General features: G+C 36.1%; 13 protein-coding genes and 1 pseudogene. 7 read left to right on the top strand and 7 right to left on the bottom strand.

What is annotated here, in order from left to right; translation table 11 throughout:
• Positions 1-142 precede the first annotated feature (142 nt).
• Positions 143-1,375 (bottom strand): AraC family transcriptional regulator, encoded by a 1,233-nt coding sequence (locus CD172_RS02905; RefSeq protein WP_103345431.1) that lies wholly within the window; start codon positions 1,373-1,375, stop codon positions 143-145.
• A 53-nt stretch (positions 1,376-1,428) separates the two neighbouring features.
• On the opposite strand from CD172_RS02905, the gene CD172_RS02910 reads away from it, so the two are divergent.
• From CD172_RS02910 to CD172_RS02925, 4 genes are all read left to right on the top strand, one after another.
• Entirely contained in the window at positions 1,429-2,274 is an 846-nt protein-coding gene (locus CD172_RS02910) for an HAD family hydrolase (RefSeq protein ID WP_103345432.1), read from the top strand.
• Between the two features lie 2 nt (positions 2,275-2,276).
• Entirely contained in the window at positions 2,277-4,001 is a 1,725-nt protein-coding gene (locus CD172_RS02915; RefSeq protein WP_103345433.1) for a glycoside hydrolase family 3 protein, read from the top strand.
• A gap of 209 nt (positions 4,002-4,210) precedes the next feature.
• On the top strand, positions 4,211-5,533 hold the full coding sequence (locus CD172_RS02920) for an Nramp family divalent metal transporter (protein ID WP_103345434.1): 1,323 nt from the start codon (positions 4,211-4,213) through the stop codon (positions 5,531-5,533).
• Between the two features lie 173 nt (positions 5,534-5,706).
• A complete protein-coding gene (locus CD172_RS02925) occupies positions 5,707-6,129 on the top strand; it encodes an Hsp20/alpha crystallin family protein (RefSeq protein ID WP_103345435.1) in 423 nt (140 codons plus the stop codon).
• 61 nt (positions 6,130-6,190) lie between these two features.
• Here CD172_RS02925 and CD172_RS12675 read toward each other — a convergent pair whose 3' ends face one another.
• Positions 6,191-6,328, bottom strand: a complete 138-nt coding sequence (locus CD172_RS12675) for a hypothetical protein (protein ID WP_157950612.1) — start codon at positions 6,326-6,328, stop codon at positions 6,191-6,193.
• A gap of 180 nt (positions 6,329-6,508) precedes the next feature.
• On the opposite strand from CD172_RS12675, the gene CD172_RS02930 reads away from it, so the two are divergent.
• On the top strand, positions 6,509-8,170 hold the full coding sequence (locus CD172_RS02930; protein WP_103345436.1) for an FAD-binding dehydrogenase: 1,662 nt from the start codon (positions 6,509-6,511) through the stop codon (positions 8,168-8,170).
• A gap of 423 nt (positions 8,171-8,593) precedes the next feature.
• On the opposite strand, the gene mbcS is transcribed toward CD172_RS02930, so the two are convergent.
• A complete protein-coding gene (mbcS, locus tag CD172_RS02935; protein ID WP_103345437.1) occupies positions 8,594-10,183 on the bottom strand; it encodes an acyl-CoA synthetase MbcS in 1,590 nt (529 codons plus the stop codon).
• A gap of 506 nt (positions 10,184-10,689) precedes the next feature.
• Positions 10,690-11,700: an ornithine carbamoyltransferase gene (gene argF / locus CD172_RS02940; protein ID WP_411755712.1), complete on the bottom strand. Its 1,011-nt coding sequence runs from the start codon at positions 11,698-11,700 to the stop codon at positions 10,690-10,692.
• A gap of 393 nt (positions 11,701-12,093) precedes the next feature.
• Here argF and spn point away from each other — a divergent pair.
• Both spn and CD172_RS02950 read left to right on the top strand, forming a co-directional pair.
• Positions 12,094-12,414, top strand: a pseudogene (spn, locus tag CD172_RS12915) (SPIN family peroxidase inhibitor).
• A 232-nt stretch (positions 12,415-12,646) separates the two neighbouring features.
• Positions 12,647-13,273 (top strand): FMN-dependent NADH-azoreductase, encoded by a 627-nt coding sequence (locus CD172_RS02950; protein ID WP_103345439.1) that lies wholly within the window; start codon positions 12,647-12,649, stop codon positions 13,271-13,273.
• A gap of 182 nt (positions 13,274-13,455) precedes the next feature.
• Here the strand turns inward: CD172_RS02950 and CD172_RS02955 are convergent, their stop codons facing one another.
• The 3 genes from CD172_RS02955 to CD172_RS02965 all read right to left on the bottom strand — a co-directional run bounded on the left by CD172_RS02955 (position 13,456) and on the right by CD172_RS02965 (position 17,217).
• Positions 13,456-15,462 (bottom strand): ABC transporter permease, encoded by a 2,007-nt coding sequence (locus tag CD172_RS02955; protein WP_103345440.1) that lies wholly within the window; start codon positions 15,460-15,462, stop codon positions 13,456-13,458.
• A 1-nt stretch (position 15,463) separates the two neighbouring features.
• Positions 15,464-16,213 (bottom strand): ABC transporter ATP-binding protein, encoded by a 750-nt coding sequence (locus CD172_RS02960; protein WP_037565677.1) that lies wholly within the window; start codon positions 16,211-16,213, stop codon positions 15,464-15,466.
• 89 nt (positions 16,214-16,302) lie between these two features.
• A complete protein-coding gene (locus CD172_RS02965) occupies positions 16,303-17,217 on the bottom strand; it encodes a sensor histidine kinase (protein WP_172616706.1) in 915 nt (304 codons plus the stop codon).
• Positions 17,218-17,219: the final 2 nt, after the last annotated feature.

The raw sequence follows: 17,219 nt of genomic DNA on the forward strand, positions 1-17,219 counted from the left end.
TTCAGCCTTTAATCCTTTATATTTTTATCAAATTTTTGTCATTATATTTAAAATATTGAGGTATATCCGCAAAAAAATACACAAATTGAAAATTTTTTTATTTTTTGCCCTTATTTTTTCAGCCACACATGATAGTTTTAAATCAACGAAGAAAGCGTTTACTTTTTTCGTTATAAGTTTGCTTATATTGAATCGGTGTACATCCGTACACCTTTTTAAAACAGTGGCTAAAGTAACTTTGCCGTTTGAAACCTACATATTGGGCCACATGCTCAATTGGCATCTCTGTAGTTTCAAGTAAGTCACATGCTTTTTTAAGTCTCAGTTCCATAATATATTGAGGGATCGTTTTCCCGATTTCTTGGCTAAATGTGCGAGAAAGATAGGTCGGGGATAATTTAACGCTTTTAGCCAACTCACTCAAAGTCAAAGTTTGATCTAAATACATCTCAATATATTGAATAACTTTGTTGATTTTTGGACTGTGCTTCAATGCATTTACTTTGAGCGCTGTTTCAGCATACTCACGAATCATATCATGCGTTACGATTTCGAGTATCTCAATATTTTCTGCTTCATCAATTAAAGCCGCATACTTTGCAGACAAGACATCAATTGTAAGCAAATTCACTCGGGCTTTTTCAATCGTTTTACGACATAACGTATTTTGTAAATACGCACGATATTTTAAATTCAGTAAATCATCTTTTAAACGTTTCAACCCTGATACAAATAAATTCATTTGCGTATGAAGTGCTAACGCTTCATCAATATTCCCATTTTGAATTGCTGCTAACATTTTATTTTCTAGCTCATACCTAGCTTTAATGTCCGTCATCATATAATGATGCTGTAATTTTTGTTCAGCATAACTCACAGATTCTGGATGAAAATTAAAATCAATATGCACCACCGGATAATGGGAAAACTTATTTTTTAAAAACCGAACCGCTAAATGTGCCATTTTTAACGCATCATTATAGTGACATACGGGAACCTTTATCAAGTACTGCTTAAGTGTAGTTAAATTAGAAATGGAAATATTCGCATTCAATAACATCTCATGACACATTCGTTCATTAGGTCTTTTTTCTAAAAACGGACCAATAATCACGATTTGATTGTATTTTTTATACTTGAACAACACATATTGAACGCCAAATAGATTCTTATAATGATAAATTTTACGACTTTCTAATTGCGATATGAAACGTTGAAAATCGATTTTAAACTGTTTACGTTTCACATTAGTGAAAGGTGATTTAAAAATATGGCTCATTTGTTTATAATCCGTTAATTCAAACACGTTCATGTCTAATTTTAATAAATCCAATGCATGTGCTTTTACAATTTCTAACGTTTTTACATCAATCATTAGGTGTCACCTCACCTATATTATAGCAATTTTATTTGAAAGGAATGGAGATTATGACATCCGCATTAAGTCAATATACCCCTTCACATACACACCTCATCTGTATTGATTCAGATGGCTGTGGTATGGATACTATGACAATCAAGCATGAGCGTGCGTTCGGGCCTGCGATACTAGACATTTGGGAGTTAGATGCCCATCGTGATCACATTCTAAAAAGATGGAACACGTTTAATCTTTACGAAATCACACGAGGTATTAACCGTTTTAAAGGATTAGAAAAAATGTTAACTGAGCTTCACACCCAAGGTATTACTGTAGAAGATTATGAGGATATTAAACAATGGGTCGATCATACTTCCGTATTTTCAAACCCTCAACTAGAGAAGGATATACTACATAACCCTGAGAAAACAGGACTTAAACGTGCGTTAGCGTGGTCCTTACGCGTGAATGAGAAAATTAAGCAACTTCCTAGTGTTGGACCATTTTCCCATGTCAAAGCCTCTTTAGAAAAAGTCAGTCAGGTCGCTGATGTGGTCATTGTGTCATCTGCCAATCAGTCTGCCGTTGAAAATGAGTGGCAACATCATGGCCTTATGCCTTATATTTCAGGACTGTTCGCCCAAGAAGCTGGAACAAAAGAACATTGTATCAGTAAACTTAAAGCCCACTATCAACCTGAACATATGATCATGATTGGAGATGCTGAAGGCGATTTAAAAGCAGCACAAACCAATAATATCTTTTTTTATCCAATACTTGCCCATCATGAAAATGCATCTTGGAAAAAATTTTATGATGTGTATAGTGATTTATTTATTTCCAATACGTTCGATCAAACAGTTCAAAACGAATTAATTCAAACGTTTTATCAAAACTTTGAAGGAGCGAAATAAACATGCCAAACGTAAACTTAACTGAAAAACCATATTTCTTAAATAATAAACAAATCTCATGGGTGGAGTCGACGATTCAGTCCATGTCAGATGAAGAAAAAATAGGACAACTCTTTTTTAATTTATTTTCACTTGAAAAAGAAGGTGATTTCAATGAAGGTACCTTGTCTAATCATGAGATTTTAGAGCAATACCATATCGGTGGCGCGCGTTATCAAGGAGGGAATAAAAATGAAGTTCAAACCCTTTTAAATGATTTACAATCACATAGTAAAATCCCTTTACTCGTTGCCGCAAACTGTGATGCTGGTGGGAATGGCGCATGTAATGATGGGACTTATATCGCGTCTGCGGCACAATGTGAAGCTACACAACAAACACAAGTAGCATTTAATGCGGGCTTTGTTTCTGGTAAAGAAGCCAAAGCGTTAGGCGTTAATGTGAACTTTGATCCTTGCGTCGATATTGTAGAAAACTGGCGTAATACCATTGTGAACACACGAAGTTATGGTACAAATGCCGAAACAGTGATACGTTATTCTAATGCCTATATAGACGGTTATCGTCAAAATGATGATATGATTACATGCGTGAAACATTTCCCGGGTGATGGCACAGAAGAACGTGATCAGCATTTAGTGTTAGGTGTCAATGAACAAACTGTAGCACAGTGGGATGACTCTTTTAGAAAAGTATACGAAAACCATATTGAACGTGGTGTTGAAATGATTATGGCAGGCCATATCGCTCAACCAGCCTACTCAAAATTGTTAAATCCTAAATTAACAGATGCTGATATTTTACCAGCTTCATTATCAAAAGAGTTAATAACCGATTTATTAAAAACCGACCTCAAATTTAATGGTCTAGTTATTACAGACGCAAGCCATATGTTAGGCATGACCGCTTCAATGCGCCGAGAAGATTACGTGCCCCTTTCTATTGCTGCGGGATGTGACATGTTTTTATTTTTCAATGATATTGAAGAGGATTTTAACTTTATGCTTAACGGTTATCGTAACGGCATCATTACTGAAGTACGTTTACACGATGCCTTACGCCGTATTCTTGGGTTAAAAGCAAAACTCCACCTTCCAGAAAAGCAACAGCAACACACACTTACACACGCACCTTCTGAATTAGATGTCATAGGTGCAACAGCCCACCTAGAAATGCAACATGAAGCTGCAGATTTAGGCATTACATTAGTTAAAAATACGTTGAACGAATTGCCAATCAAACCAGACACACATCCAAATATTCGCCTATACATGATTGAAGGTGAAAAAGATGGTATTTATAAAGCAGACCAGTCTGTAACCCAAAATATTATTGATATTTTAGAACGACGTGGCTTTAACGTCACGCTCAATGACGGCTCTACGCGCATTAAAGGTAAGACATTGGAGTATCGACAACATGTGGATGCTGCACTCGTTTTCGCAAATATCATTGGCTATGCAGCAGAAAATAATTATCGGATTCGATGGTCCACAGCTATGAGTAACGAAATTCCATGGTACGTACACGAAGTGCCAACTGTTTTTGTGTCACTTAACTTTACAACACATCTTCATGATGCCACGATGGTCAAAACTTATATTAACGCCTATCATTCAAACAAAACGAACCTTGAAGCAGTCATCGATAAAATTACTGGTGTAAGTGATTTTAAAGGCCAAGCCAACGACAACGTATGGACTGAAAAATGGGAAGCCAAACGTTAATCAATTACTATGATACAAAACAAAACAACCATCCCCTTGAATCTAATGGAAGGCGGATGGTTGTTTCTTTTTTCGCACTATTTATATCATTTTATCAACCATTTAATATATTTTTAATTTCAACAAGACTTTCAACTTTACACCTTTATGAATTATTGTATAATAACTTTGTTAGGCAAACCTAAACTTATTGTATGGAGGTGCTTAAGATGAGTAAAAGTCTGGAAGAAATCAACAATACAGTCAGTTTTAAAGAACAGGGTTCTTATTTTTCAAGATTATCTAAATTTATAGGACCTGGATTGTTAGTGGCTGTCGGTTACATGGACCCAGGCAATTGGATTACCTCCATGGGTGGTGGCGCAAGTTATGGCTATATCTTATTATTTGTCATCTTAATTTCTAGCTTAAGTGCTATGTTTTTACAATCTATGAGCGCACGCTTAGGAATTGCGAGCGACATGGATTTAGCGCAGGTTACTCGGAAAATGATTTCGAAAAAATATGCGATAGTCGCATGGATCATCGCGGAACTTGCCATCATTGCTACAGACATCGCTGAAGTAATTGGCAGTACAATAGCGTTGAATTTATTATTTCAAATTCCGCTTATTATAGGCGCTACGATTACCATTGTGGATGTATTCTTATTATTACTAATTATGAAATTTGGTTTCCGAAAAATTACGGCTATCGTCGGCGTACTCATATTTACGATTTTCATTATTTTCTTATTTGAAGTGTATATGGCAAAGCCGGATACCGCAGCATTATTACAAGGGTTTATTCCTCACCAAGATATTGTTACTAACAACGGAATACTCTACATGTCATTAGGGATTATTGGCGCAACGATAATGCCACATAATTTGTATTTGCACTCCTCTATTGTGCAGTCAAGAACATACGATAGACAAAATGATGCCTCTAAAAAAGCAGCGATTCATTTTGCACAAATAGACTCCAATATTCAATTGTCTGTGGCCTTTATAGTGAATTGTTTATTGTTAATATTAGGTGCAGCATTATTTTATGGTACGAGCCAGGAACTTGGACGTTTTTATGAATTATATGATGCCTTAAAAACATCACATGTTGCGAATGCCATTGGTGGCGGTGTGACAAGTACATTATTTGCGGTGGCTTTACTTGCGGCAGGACAAAACGCTACCATCACTGGCACATTGTCAGGTCAAATTGTAATGGAAGGCTTTATCCATTTGAAAATGAAACCTTGGGTACGTAGAGTCATTACACGGTTAGTTGCCATTTTGCCAGTTTTTGTATGCTTGCTGATGTATGGCGCTGACACCCAACGTATAGAAGATTTACTTATATTTACACAAGTATTTTTAAGCATTGCTTTACCTCTCAGCATCATCCCACTCATCATAGCAACGAACAACAAGGGCATCATGGGAGCGCCTTTCGTTAATACAAAATTAGTCAACATCATTGGATGGATTTTAACAATCATCTTATGCTTACTAAACATTTATTTAATTATTAGCACCCTCACGGAGATTGTATAATAGCCCCTCGATTAATAAACGAAGGGGTTTCAATTTACACCAAGCACAATACTTTGACCTTGACTATTTTTGACCTTTGTCATATAATAAGATTGTAAAGGATTAGATGTGACCTTTACCATTTCAGTTTCTTGATATTTGTGACATTCTAAAATATGAAGGAGCGATGCTTTATGCCATTCCAATTAAAACCTTTTAATCATTCTATTTTTGATATGACTCCGAGTGATCTTTTCAAAGATTTTGGTCAAGGTTTCATGCAATCTCAAGCTTTTAAAACAGATATTTCTGAACGTGAAGATGCATATGTTGTCAGCGCTGAACTGCCAGGTATGGCAAAATCAGACATTCACGTTGATTTTGATAACAATATTTTAACTATAGCTGCAGCTCACACTGAAAATAATGAAAAAGAAAATGACGATGGCGTTATTGTACATCGTGAACGTCGTACTTCAAGTGTGAAACGTCAATTCACATTCAATAACGTTGAACGAGACACCATTCATGCATCTTATGACAACGGTATGCTTGAAATTACGCTACCTAAAATGCAACATTCTGAGACATCACCGTCTCGAATTCCTATAAATTAATCGAAACTTTTTCGCAGAAGCGCCCCCTCTCGCTTCTGCGTTTTTTTACATCAATATAACTTTAACGCACTTCATGTACTTTATCAGGAACGATATGTACATTTTCAAATGCCCCTACTACGAGCGAACTACCTAAGACAAACAAAGCTGTGCCAACTATCACTTTATGCATCCATTGAACCTGATTCCTTTTTTTCATTTGTAAACTCCTTTTTATTAATCATCGCTATACTACCATTGATGTATGAACACGATGTGATTTTTATTTAAAGTTTTAATGAATTTTGTGAGAATTTTATATTTACGAATGGGGTTAACTTTTGAATCTTATCTTGTTGATATGGGATACTAAAGATAAAACAAAGATCGGGGTGACGTTATGCAAAAACATATTCATATTATTGGTGCTGGGTTAAGCGGACTGGTTGCTGCGACGGAGTTGTTAAAGCGTGGGCACCGTGTCACAATGATTGATCAAGAACCTCCTCAAGCAATGGGAGGACAAGCGTATTGGTCATTTGGTGGCCTTTTCTTAGTGAATTCTAAAGTTCAGCGACGTTTAGGCGTTAAAGATAGTTATGACTTAGCACTCCGTGATTGGTTAGGCTCAGCAGGATTTGATCGCTTACAGGAGGATGATTACTGGGCGTATCAGTGGGCCAAAGCGTATGTACATTTTGCGACTTATGAGAAAGAAGCGTATTTAAAAGACATGGGCATCACATTGACACCGATACTTGGTTGGGCGGAACGTGGTGGACATTCCGCTTCTGGTCACGGTAATTCTGTGCCACGTTTTCACATCACTTGGGGGACAGGACCATGTCTGGTAAACCCTTTTATCGCGTTTGTTAAGAAATATGAAGCGTCGGGTCAGTTTACATTTTTACCGCGACATCAAGTAACCGACATTAAAATTGAAGGTGACGCTATTAAAAGTATTTCTGGCAACATACTCGAACAAAGTGATGTCCCAATTGGCGCGCCGTCTTCACGTAAAGCAGTCGATACTTTTCAATTTGAGGTGTCTTACCTCTTGATTACAACAGGTGGCATTGGCGCAAATGAAGCATTGATTCGACAAAATTGGCCACAACACCTAGGCGCTGCCCCGAAAACAATGATACAAGGTGTGCCTGATTCGACCGATGGTAAGATGCTTGAAATTAGCGAAAATGCTGGTGTTAATCTCGTGAATAAAGATCGTATGTGGCATTATACTGAAGGCATTCAAAACCATAGCCCTATTTGGAATAAACACGGCATTCGTATTATTCCCGGTCCTTCCTCCATGTGGTTTACCGCGACAGGAACACGCATGGAAGCACCGGACTATCCTGGATTTGATACGTTGCACACGCTCGAAACCATTATGAAATCAGGCTATGATTATTCATGGTTTATTCTTACAGAAGATATTGTAAAAAAGGAATTTGTACTCTCCGGTTCAGAACAAAACCCTGATTTAACAAATAAAGCGATTCAACATGTGATTAAAGAACGACTCGGTAAAAAAGCAACCGGTCCTGTTCAGGCTTTTTTAAATAAAGGCGCTGATTTTGTGATGGCCGATGATTTAAAAACGTTAGTTGAAAAAATGAACACTTTAACTGGAGAAAATTTAATCGATTACGATCATGTCAAACATGAAATTGAAGCACGTGACTTACAAATTAAAAATGTATTTAGCAAAGATCCACAAATTACATTTATACGTAATGCTCGACACTTTCTAGGTGATAAGTTGATTCGTACGGCGAAACCACATCCGATATTAAGTGGTAAAAACGGCAAATTAATCGCAGTAAAACTTCATATTATTAGTCGTAAAACATTGGGTGGTATTCAAACCGACTTAGACGGTCAAGCGTTTAATCAACATCGTGAGCGCATCAAAGGTCTTTATGCGGCAGGTGAAGCATCAGGATTTGGTGGTGGCGGTGTTCACGGGTATCGTGCATTAGAAGGCACATTTTTAGGCGGTTGTATTTTTAGTGGTATACGCGCGGCTGAAGGAATTCACAAAAGCATCTCAACATAATATAAATATGTTATAATGAGGCGAAATATATTTTAGGAGTTTACATCATGGGGACATTGTATAAATGTTTGGCCCTCTCATTCACGTTTATATCAACTTGTATGTGTATATGTGCCCTCATTCTACCTACCTTGCTGGCTACATATGCATTATTGATTTGTGCTTGGATTTGCCTTTCATTCATCATTACACTTATTGGAATCATCAAATGCTATAAATATGATGTGCTATATTCGAGTTTAACTATCATTAATGTATGCGCATTAATTTATGCTTTCATATCTTTATTCCTAATATAATACTGTGAGCGATATTAAGATTCACAAAAATCGCCTTCAACGTCTTTTTTATAACGTTGAAGGCTTTTTGAATACAATTTATATTAACGAAACTAACACACTATGATTGTCTCATATCATTATTTTATGCTTCGTCTCTCGCGAATTTTCTTTGTTCAGCTTGACGCAATTCGATGCGACGAATTTTTCCAGAGTTCGTTTTTGGCAAAGTATCTACAAATTCTATAGCTCGTGGATATTTGTACGGTGCGACACTCTCTTTCACAAATTGTTGCATTTGTTGTATGAGGCCATCATCTCCTTCAATCCCTTCTTGTAAAATGACAAATGCTTTTACAATATGTCCTCTTTCAGCATGAGGGCTTGCAACGACGGCACATTCTTTTACAGCTTCATGATGCGTAAGCGCATCTTCAACTTCAAATGGACCAATGGTATAGCCCGAACTAATGATAATGTCATCTTTACGTCCTTCAAACCAAAAATACCCATCTTCGTCTTTCTCTGCCAAATCACCGGTAATATGATATCCCGCTAATCGCGCTTCCTCCGTTCGTTCATGGTCATTATAATAACCCTTGAACAACGCTGGTAATGATAATGGAACAGCAATGTTGCCTTCTTCGTTGCTACCCAATTCATTACCTTCATCATCAACAATCGTGACCCCTGTACCTGGAATAGCTTTACCCATTGCACCAGGGCGTTTAGGTGTATCTTCTAAAAAGCCGATAAGCAATGTACTCTCGGTTTGACCATAGCCATCACGCACCGTTAAATTAAAGTGCGCTTCAAATTGATTCACTACATCTTTATTGAGCGGTTCCCCTGCAGAAACTGCACTTTTTAAATGTGACAAATCATAATCTGTTAAATTTTGTAGTTTTGCCATCATTCGGTATTCGGTTGGTGTACAGCATAATACATTAATTTTGAAGTCTTGTAACAATTCCAAATAACGTGAAGCTTGAAATTTACCATTATATACAAAAGCGGTGGCACCAGATTCCATAATTGAAAGAAATGGACTCCATATCCATTTTTGCCATCCAGGGGCTGCTGTTGCCCATACGAGATCATCTTCCTCTATATTCAACCATTGTTTCGGCGCTAAACGCATATGCGCATAGCCCCATCCATGGGTATGCATCACGGCTTTAGGGTTACCGGTCGTGCCTGATGTATATGATAAAATTGCCAAATCATCACGATGTGTTGCTTGTTTTTCAAAATATGATGGATATTGTTGTTTCTCAGATGCAATAGATATCCATTGTGCATGTTGTCCTGTAACTAGCATTTTGATTAAGGTTTCATATTCCGTCACTTTTTCAAATTCTTTGATATAGTCAGGCATCGTAATCACTGCTTTAACGCTCGCGTGACTAATACGGTATTGCAAGTCTTTAGTACGTAACATTTCAGAACTTGGAATAACGGTTAAACCCATTTTGAGCGCTGCGATGTATACTTCATATGTTTCAATCGCTCTTGGTAGCATGATGAGCACTCGGTCTCCCTTTTGTAACCCATATTGCTGCAGTACATGCGCGACTTGATTCACATGATGCATCAATGTTTCATATGTCACTTTCACTGGTGGATTAAAGCCATTTTCATAAATCAATGCGAGTTTATGCGCTGTTAGTGCATGTTTTTCAATTTCATCAACAATGTTGTAACGTTCTGGTGCAACAAGCTCTGTATTCTTCATATTTTAACTTCCTTTCTACTTCCTGAACTCATGTTATCAAAGGGCTCAGGCCCACCAAAATATTTACACTTATAGCGTAAAAAGAGTTGACACCAGGTACTAATTCATGTCCGATTACGTTGATAGGTCATAACGAAATAAAAAAGTTATTCGAAAAAGTAGAACATACGTTCGTATTATGTTAGTATACATTTAGACAGGTCAATGGCGTAGGATTAAAACAAAACGGGGTGATGCTTATAGAACTTAAACAGAAAAGGGGTAAAATTTAATGACCGATTATCAAATGTTGATGATTGTATTCACCGTCATGAGTCTTGTGCTTGTGACACAGCAAAAAAAATAACCATTCAACAAACGTTGAATGGTACAAACTGAATGGTAAGCCATGAATGGCCTGTCGGGTTGTATGTGACCGCATACAACCTTTTTTCAATTTAAATTCACTGATACTATACCAGTATCGACTGTATAAGTCAAAATATGTGCCATCAGATTTTTAATTTTCATCCTGCTATCGTAGCAATCATCAATGCTTTCAAAGTATGAAGTTTGTTTTCAGTTTGCTCAAAAGATTTACATTGTTTACTTTTAAACACATCATCTGTCACTTCTAAAGCCGTTAGTCCAAATTTTTCATATATCATTTGACCAAATTCTGTTTCCGTATTATGAATCGCAGGTAGGCAATGAAAAAATAATGTGTGACGTTGACCCGTTTTCTCCATTAATTCCTGATTGACTTGGAAATCTTTTAATAACGCAATTCGAGATGCAATTGCGCTTTCTTCCCCTTTAGATGCCCACGTGTCGGTATACAAGATGTCTGCACCTCTTACTGCTTCATCAATATTTGTAGTCACTTCAATCGACCCATTCGACTGCTTAGCACTTGTGATTGCTTGTTTTAAGACGTGAGCATCAGGTTGTAATGTTTCGGGTGCACAAATGCGTATATGTAACCCACATATTGCGCCAGACATCATTAAAGAATGGGCCATATTATTACGACCATCTCCTAAGTACGTTAATGTTATGCCTTCTAAGTGCCCAAAGTGTTCTTTGATTGTCATAAAATCTGCCAACATTTGTGTAGGATGCCAGTCATCCGTCATACCATTCCACACAGGTACCTCCGCATATTGAGCAAATGTTTCTACACGTTGTTGTGATGAATGACGATATTGAATGCCATCGAAATAACGGCTTAATACAATCGCTGTATCTTCAATGGTGTCTTTTTCACCAATTTTAATATCCGAATCACTTAAAAATTCAGCATGCGCGCCAAGTTCTGATGCTGCACATACAAATGCGGCACGTGTACGCATTGAAGGTTTATCAAATAATAATGCGATATTTTTACCTTGAAGTTCATGATGCACGATACCTAACGCTTTATCTTTTTTTAACTTTATTGCACTGTCTATAAGTTCATTAAATAACACTTGCGTAAAGTCTGTATCTTTTATTAAATAACGCCCTTTCAGATCCATCGTTTTCATCTCATTCAAAATATTATATCCCTCCATATTGACATCTTATTAAGAAAGGCAAAATGCCGATATCATCCGTTTTCGACATCTATGCATAAACACATATACCCTATGTCTATAAAGTTAAAGAAACATTACATATTTGTGTAAAAAAACATTGGTATGAATGTCAAAACAGCTGACATTATGTCCCAATAGGCTTGATGAAATCAATGTATTACACGTGCGACAGTCTAACCGCCCTCTCCCTTCAGACTCCCCATCCCTCTTAAACATTTTCGTACCAAAACTATATTAAATCCAGGCTCAATATTTTTAACGCGTACTTAAATCATCTTAAGAATGATTAAATAAAAACAATTTTTAAAAAATTCATGATATAGTTAAGACATCAAATAACTAGGAGTGATTCAAATGAATATTAATAAAGTCATTTTATCTGCAGTTACAACAGGAGTTTTAGCAACAGGCATTTTCGCGGCCGTGCCACATCAACAAGCGGACGCAGCTGTACATTCTAAAGGCGGTATAGTATTACATGACGATTCACGTATTTTGGAACATTAGCTTGATTATGTTGGTATCCTTTTAGATAAAAATGCTGACAAAAAAACAAAAGCTGGCATCAGAGCTTACTTCAAATTATTAGGATACAAATCTGTTAAAGATTTTGTTAAAACTGCAAAAGCACAAGGATTAGATACATCTAAATACGATTATTTACTTAAAAAATAATCCATTTATAACAATATATGTCTAACTTCAAATCTGCGCCATGACCACGTCATGGCGCTCTGTTTTTGTTGATAATTTCCCTTTTTAAAACTGATTACACCCAATCACATCGGCCATTAGTCTGATTTATTACGAATTCGAAATTTATCGTTGATATATTTTGTATACTTGGTACAATAGGGTCTGTAGATAAAAACTCAAAAGATAAAACAGAAAAGGAAGCGAACGAACAATGGCAAAATTATTATTTATTACAGCTCACCCTTTAGACGAGTTGGTCTCTAATTCAATGGCAGCAGGTCAAGCCTTTATTAAATCGTATGAAGCGCATCATCCAGATGATGAAATTGTGCATGTAGACTTATTCAAAGAATATGTACCCTATATTGATGGTGATGTCTTCTCTGCATGGGGTAAGCTACAAAATGGCGACGTTTTAACTGCAGAAGAAGAAACAAAAGTGACACGTTTAAATGAGATATTAGAACAATTTGTGAATGCTGATAAATACGTCTTTGTTACACCAATGTGGAACTTATCATTTCCACCCGTCGTAAAAGCATATATTGATGCTGTGGCTGTTGCTGGCCAAACATTTAAATACACATCTGATGGCCCTGTTGGACTATTAACAGATAAAAAAGCGTTACACATTCAGTCACGTGGCGGTTATTATACAGAAGCACCAGCGAATGCATTGGAACATGGCGACAGCTACATTAAAGCGATGATGGGATTCTTTGGCGTACCATCATATGATACGGTTATTATTGAAGGCCACAATAAAGATCCTGAACGTAGCGAAGAAATTAAAGCAGCTGCCATATTAAAAGCACAATCACTAGGAGAAACATTCTAAAAACATCTAAATTTAAGCCCAGCGATTGGTCAAAAAAGCCTTCAAAACTCAGTATGTTATGAGTTCTGAAGGCTATCGTTATGTTAGCAGTATACAACGTGACCTATTTAATACTTTTACATATCAGCATACGACCATTCATCGTATGACTTGGTTAAAATTAAAGGTGCTTCATCAAGCCGTCACATTGATATTGTAAGTGACGATTTACGAAAAATAATCCTCTTTATTTTCATTTGAACAATTTTGTAATATATTGTGGAAGTAATCCAATACATAAATCCGTAAACAAGCACCACAATGACTGTGACACCGACATAACTACTTAAGAAGAGTGATAAGTCTTTAATACCTAAAATACCTAATAACTTGTAAATAATTTTACCTGCAAAAAGTGTGTGAATCACCGCGACTAGAATAGGTAATACAAAAACCCACATAATTTGTTGTTGAATGGTTTGTTTGATTAAGCGATAATCTAAACCAACTTTTTGCATAATATCAAAATTACGTTTATCCTCATATCCCTCAGATATTTGCTTGTTATATAACATTAAAAACGTTCCCACGAGTAACACAATTGAAACGACAATCCCCATAAAGATAAGGCCACCATTTAACTCATAAAGTGATTTTCTGATGTCGTCTTTACTCATAATAGAGACATCATGTTTCTTTTGTAAATGAGCCATGGCTTTATCAAAACTCTTTTTATTACCTTGGATATTAAAATCGATGTTGGTACTTCCGGTACTGTCTTTTTGCGTAAATAGTTTTGAAATCGTCTTGAATGTTTGATCATCTTTCACAATAATATACGCAGAATCTGTGGCGATTTGATTGCCTATTTCTTTGTTATCAGTTCGAATCACATTGTACGTTTTTCCTCCAACCTTAACATGTTTCATGCCATTAAACATAGCGGAATCGGAATCAATGATGATTTCATTGTCTTTTAAATGGACATGCGTATGACGCGCTTGATTGTGATCTTTTTGAGTAACAACCAACCCATATACAAAATCACTCATATATAAATTAAACCCTTCTTTTGGCACCTTAAAGGCATTATCTTTCAGTTGGAACGAAATAAATTCATTCCCGAATATACGATATTGATCGACTGTCGCTAAGTGATCGATGTCTTTTTTAAGGGCTTCTACGCGTTCTGATGCTTTTTTTGAATAATTATAATTACCATCTAGTGTAATTTGATAATCTTCTTTTAATGAATGTTCCACTTGGTCTTCTAAGCCACGATAGGTTGTGACGGTCATGCCCATCGTCACAATTAAAAACGTACATAACATTGTGATACTTGCTAAACCAACAACATTTACCTTCATTCGTGATAGTAAACCTGCTATTGAAAAGAAATTTTTAGGTTTATAATAAATTTTAGGTATGCGTTGGAGCCATTGTAATAAGAGTAAACTTAATGACATAAATAATGCATAGGTTCCAATCATCACAAAGAAAATCGCTGTAAAGATTGTTTGAAATGAGCTCACAATCGTTTTTGCTGATAGCGCCAAGTAGTATCCATATCCTAAACATAGCGCCCCAACGAGACATAAAGGAATGAGTATCCATTTACGTGTTTTCTTCTCTCCTGCACGACTCTCATTCATTAACTTAATAGGGCTTTTCGTACTTGTATGAATGATATTGATAATTAATAAAACACTAAATAAAACAGCACTGATTGCTAATGTGATAAGCATTGCTTTAATACTAAATGGGTAATGCATTATGGAAATCGACGTTTTACTAATCAATTTGTTTAATAATAAAAAGAGTAAATTTCCAAATAAATATCCGCCAACGATACTCAAAATACTCACGACGATAAACTGTACACTTAATTCTAAAAATGACACAATGTGTAAGTGTTTTTTCTCCAAACCTAACACCATTTGTAGTGCGTACTCTTTTCGACGGCGTTTCATTATAAAGCTATTGGCATAGATAATGAAAATGACTGATAAAATCATAATAATCACATTAATATACATTAACAATCCTGGTAAATATTCATGACGGTGTGCAATGTAGTCATTATTAATGATTGATAACAAAATATATTCTAATCCTAACATCATACTTGCTGTCAAAATAAACGGAATAAATAACGTTTTTAACGCAACAAAGTTTCGTTTAACAAGTTTGATCAAAAGCTTGAGGGTCATGTTAGACACCTCTTCCATTTAATAATGCTAAACTATCTGATATACGTTTTTGAAATGCTTGTTGTGTCTCATCACCACGGTACAGTTCATGATATAACCCACCATCTTTGATGAATAAAATTCGATTTGCAAAAGAGGCATCCTGTATAGAGTGCGTCACCATTAAAATAGTTTGTTTGCGGTCGTTAATGTCTTTAAACATGGTCATAATTTCTTGAGATGTTTTAGAATCAAGTGCACCCGTCGGTTCGTCAGCGAGCAATAGTTGTGGCTTATTAATTAAAGCACGTGCGATTGCCACACGTTGGCGCTGTCCTCCTGACACTTGGTATGGATATTTATCCAGTAGCGTTTGGATGCCAAGTTGTTCTGTTACTTGAATCAGTCGCTTTTGCATCGTATCTACGTTAATATTTGATAACACTAAAGGCATCAAAATATTATCTTTATTACTCATTGTGTCCAAGACATTAAAATCTTGAAATACAAATCCTAATTCATCTCGACGAAAGCGTGAGATGGATTTATTTCGCAATTGAGCTATATCTTCTTGATTAATTGAAATCGACCCTTCAGTAGGACGATCAAATGTTGCAATAAGATTGAGTAATGTTGATTTCCCCGAACCCGACTCTCCCATAATGGCTACAAATTCACCCTCTTGAACGTCAAAGCTCATCTCATTTAATGCTGTAACTTTATTCAGTCCTTTACCATATACTTTTTTAAGATGTCTTACTTTTAGTAACATCGTGATTGCCTCCTTATTTCTTTGACTTCAGTGTAAAGGATAAAGAAAACAGCAACATTTATAATTCCTTACAAAAGTTGCTGCGAATCTTACATATTTGTAAGATGAGATGGTTTTGGAAACTGAATCGTAAATTCTGTAAATGTGCCGGGTTCTGATTGGACAGTTATAGGATGATGCAGTTTCTCTGAAATTTCTTTCACAATAAATAATCCTATTCTACTAGATTTGTCATTCAAACGACCATTCGTCCCGGAATACCCTTTTTCAAATATTTTTGGCAAATCGGCCTTCTTGATACCGATGCCGTTATCTTTAATTGTAAGTGTGTGTTGTTGCGCATCGAATACAATCCAAATATCGCCACCTTTAGCGTATTTGAGCGCATTATTTAAAATTTGTTCAATCATAATCTTGATCCATTGGGCGTCTGTCGTCACCTCACAATGAAGATGCTCTGTATGAATGCGTGTACGATGTTCAATAAAATGTAATGCATACCGTTGGATTAATGGTTTGACGATTTCTTCAAGCGCCACTTTTTGGACGACCATATCGGTTTCATGGCTTAATAATTTTAAGTAATTCAATGCCAAATTAGTATAATTTTCAATTTCTGTGATTTCTTGACGTACGCGATTCACCATCCCCGCTTCATTACGTTCTAATAAAAGTTTGGAGGCAGTAATTGGCGTTTTAATTTGATGTACCCACGTTAAAAAATAATGCTCTAAATCTCGTTGATAGTGACGGTGTTTTGTTTTAACGTCATGCAATTCATCTTCTAAACGCGTATTGATTTGTTTTAATGTTTCTTGCTTCTTAAAATAAACCCACTTTACAGCGATATACAAGCTGAAAACAAATAGCGACACGCTTAAAACCAATATATACGCTTCTACTTCAAGACCATAGATAAATGATATAAATAAAAATAACATTAACATGAGCACGTATATGCATATATCACTTAAAATATGATTATAAAAACGCAAGTGCCTCACCC

Origin of the sequence: Staphylococcus agnetis (assembly GCF_002901865.1) — a bacterium.
GTDB classification, from domain to species: Bacteria; Bacillota; Bacilli; order Staphylococcales; family Staphylococcaceae; genus Staphylococcus; species Staphylococcus agnetis.

Bases quoted from the DNA above. Each gene is read 5' to 3' on its own strand.
- CD172_RS02905 (WP_103345431.1), bottom strand. From the start codon at position 1,375: ATGATTGATGTAAAAACGTTAGAAATTGTAAAAGCACATGCATTGGAT.
- mbcS (WP_103345437.1), bottom strand. From the start codon at position 10,183: ATGAAGAATACAGAGCTTGTTGCACCAGAACGTTACAACATTGTTGAT.
- CD172_RS02925 (WP_103345435.1), top strand. From the start codon at position 5,707: ATGCCATTCCAATTAAAACCTTTTAATCATTCTATTTTTGATATGACT.
- CD172_RS02920 (WP_103345434.1), top strand. From the start codon at position 4,211: ATGAGTAAAAGTCTGGAAGAAATCAACAATACAGTCAGTTTTAAAGAA.
- CD172_RS02955 (WP_103345440.1), bottom strand. From the start codon at position 15,462: ATGACCCTCAAGCTTTTGATCAAACTTGTTAAACGAAACTTTGTTGCG.
- CD172_RS02930 (WP_103345436.1), top strand. From the start codon at position 6,509: ATGCAAAAACATATTCATATTATTGGTGCTGGGTTAAGCGGACTGGTT.
- CD172_RS02950 (WP_103345439.1), top strand. From the start codon at position 12,647: ATGGCAAAATTATTATTTATTACAGCTCACCCTTTAGACGAGTTGGTC.
- CD172_RS02960 (WP_037565677.1), bottom strand. From the start codon at position 16,213: ATGTTACTAAAAGTAAGACATCTTAAAAAAGTATATGGTAAAGGACTG.
- CD172_RS12675 (WP_157950612.1), bottom strand. From the start codon at position 6,328: ATGAAAAAAAGGAATCAGGTTCAATGGATGCATAAAGTGATAGTTGGC.
- CD172_RS02915 (WP_103345433.1), top strand. From the start codon at position 2,277: ATGCCAAACGTAAACTTAACTGAAAAACCATATTTCTTAAATAATAAA.
- CD172_RS02910 (WP_103345432.1), top strand. From the start codon at position 1,429: ATGACATCCGCATTAAGTCAATATACCCCTTCACATACACACCTCATC.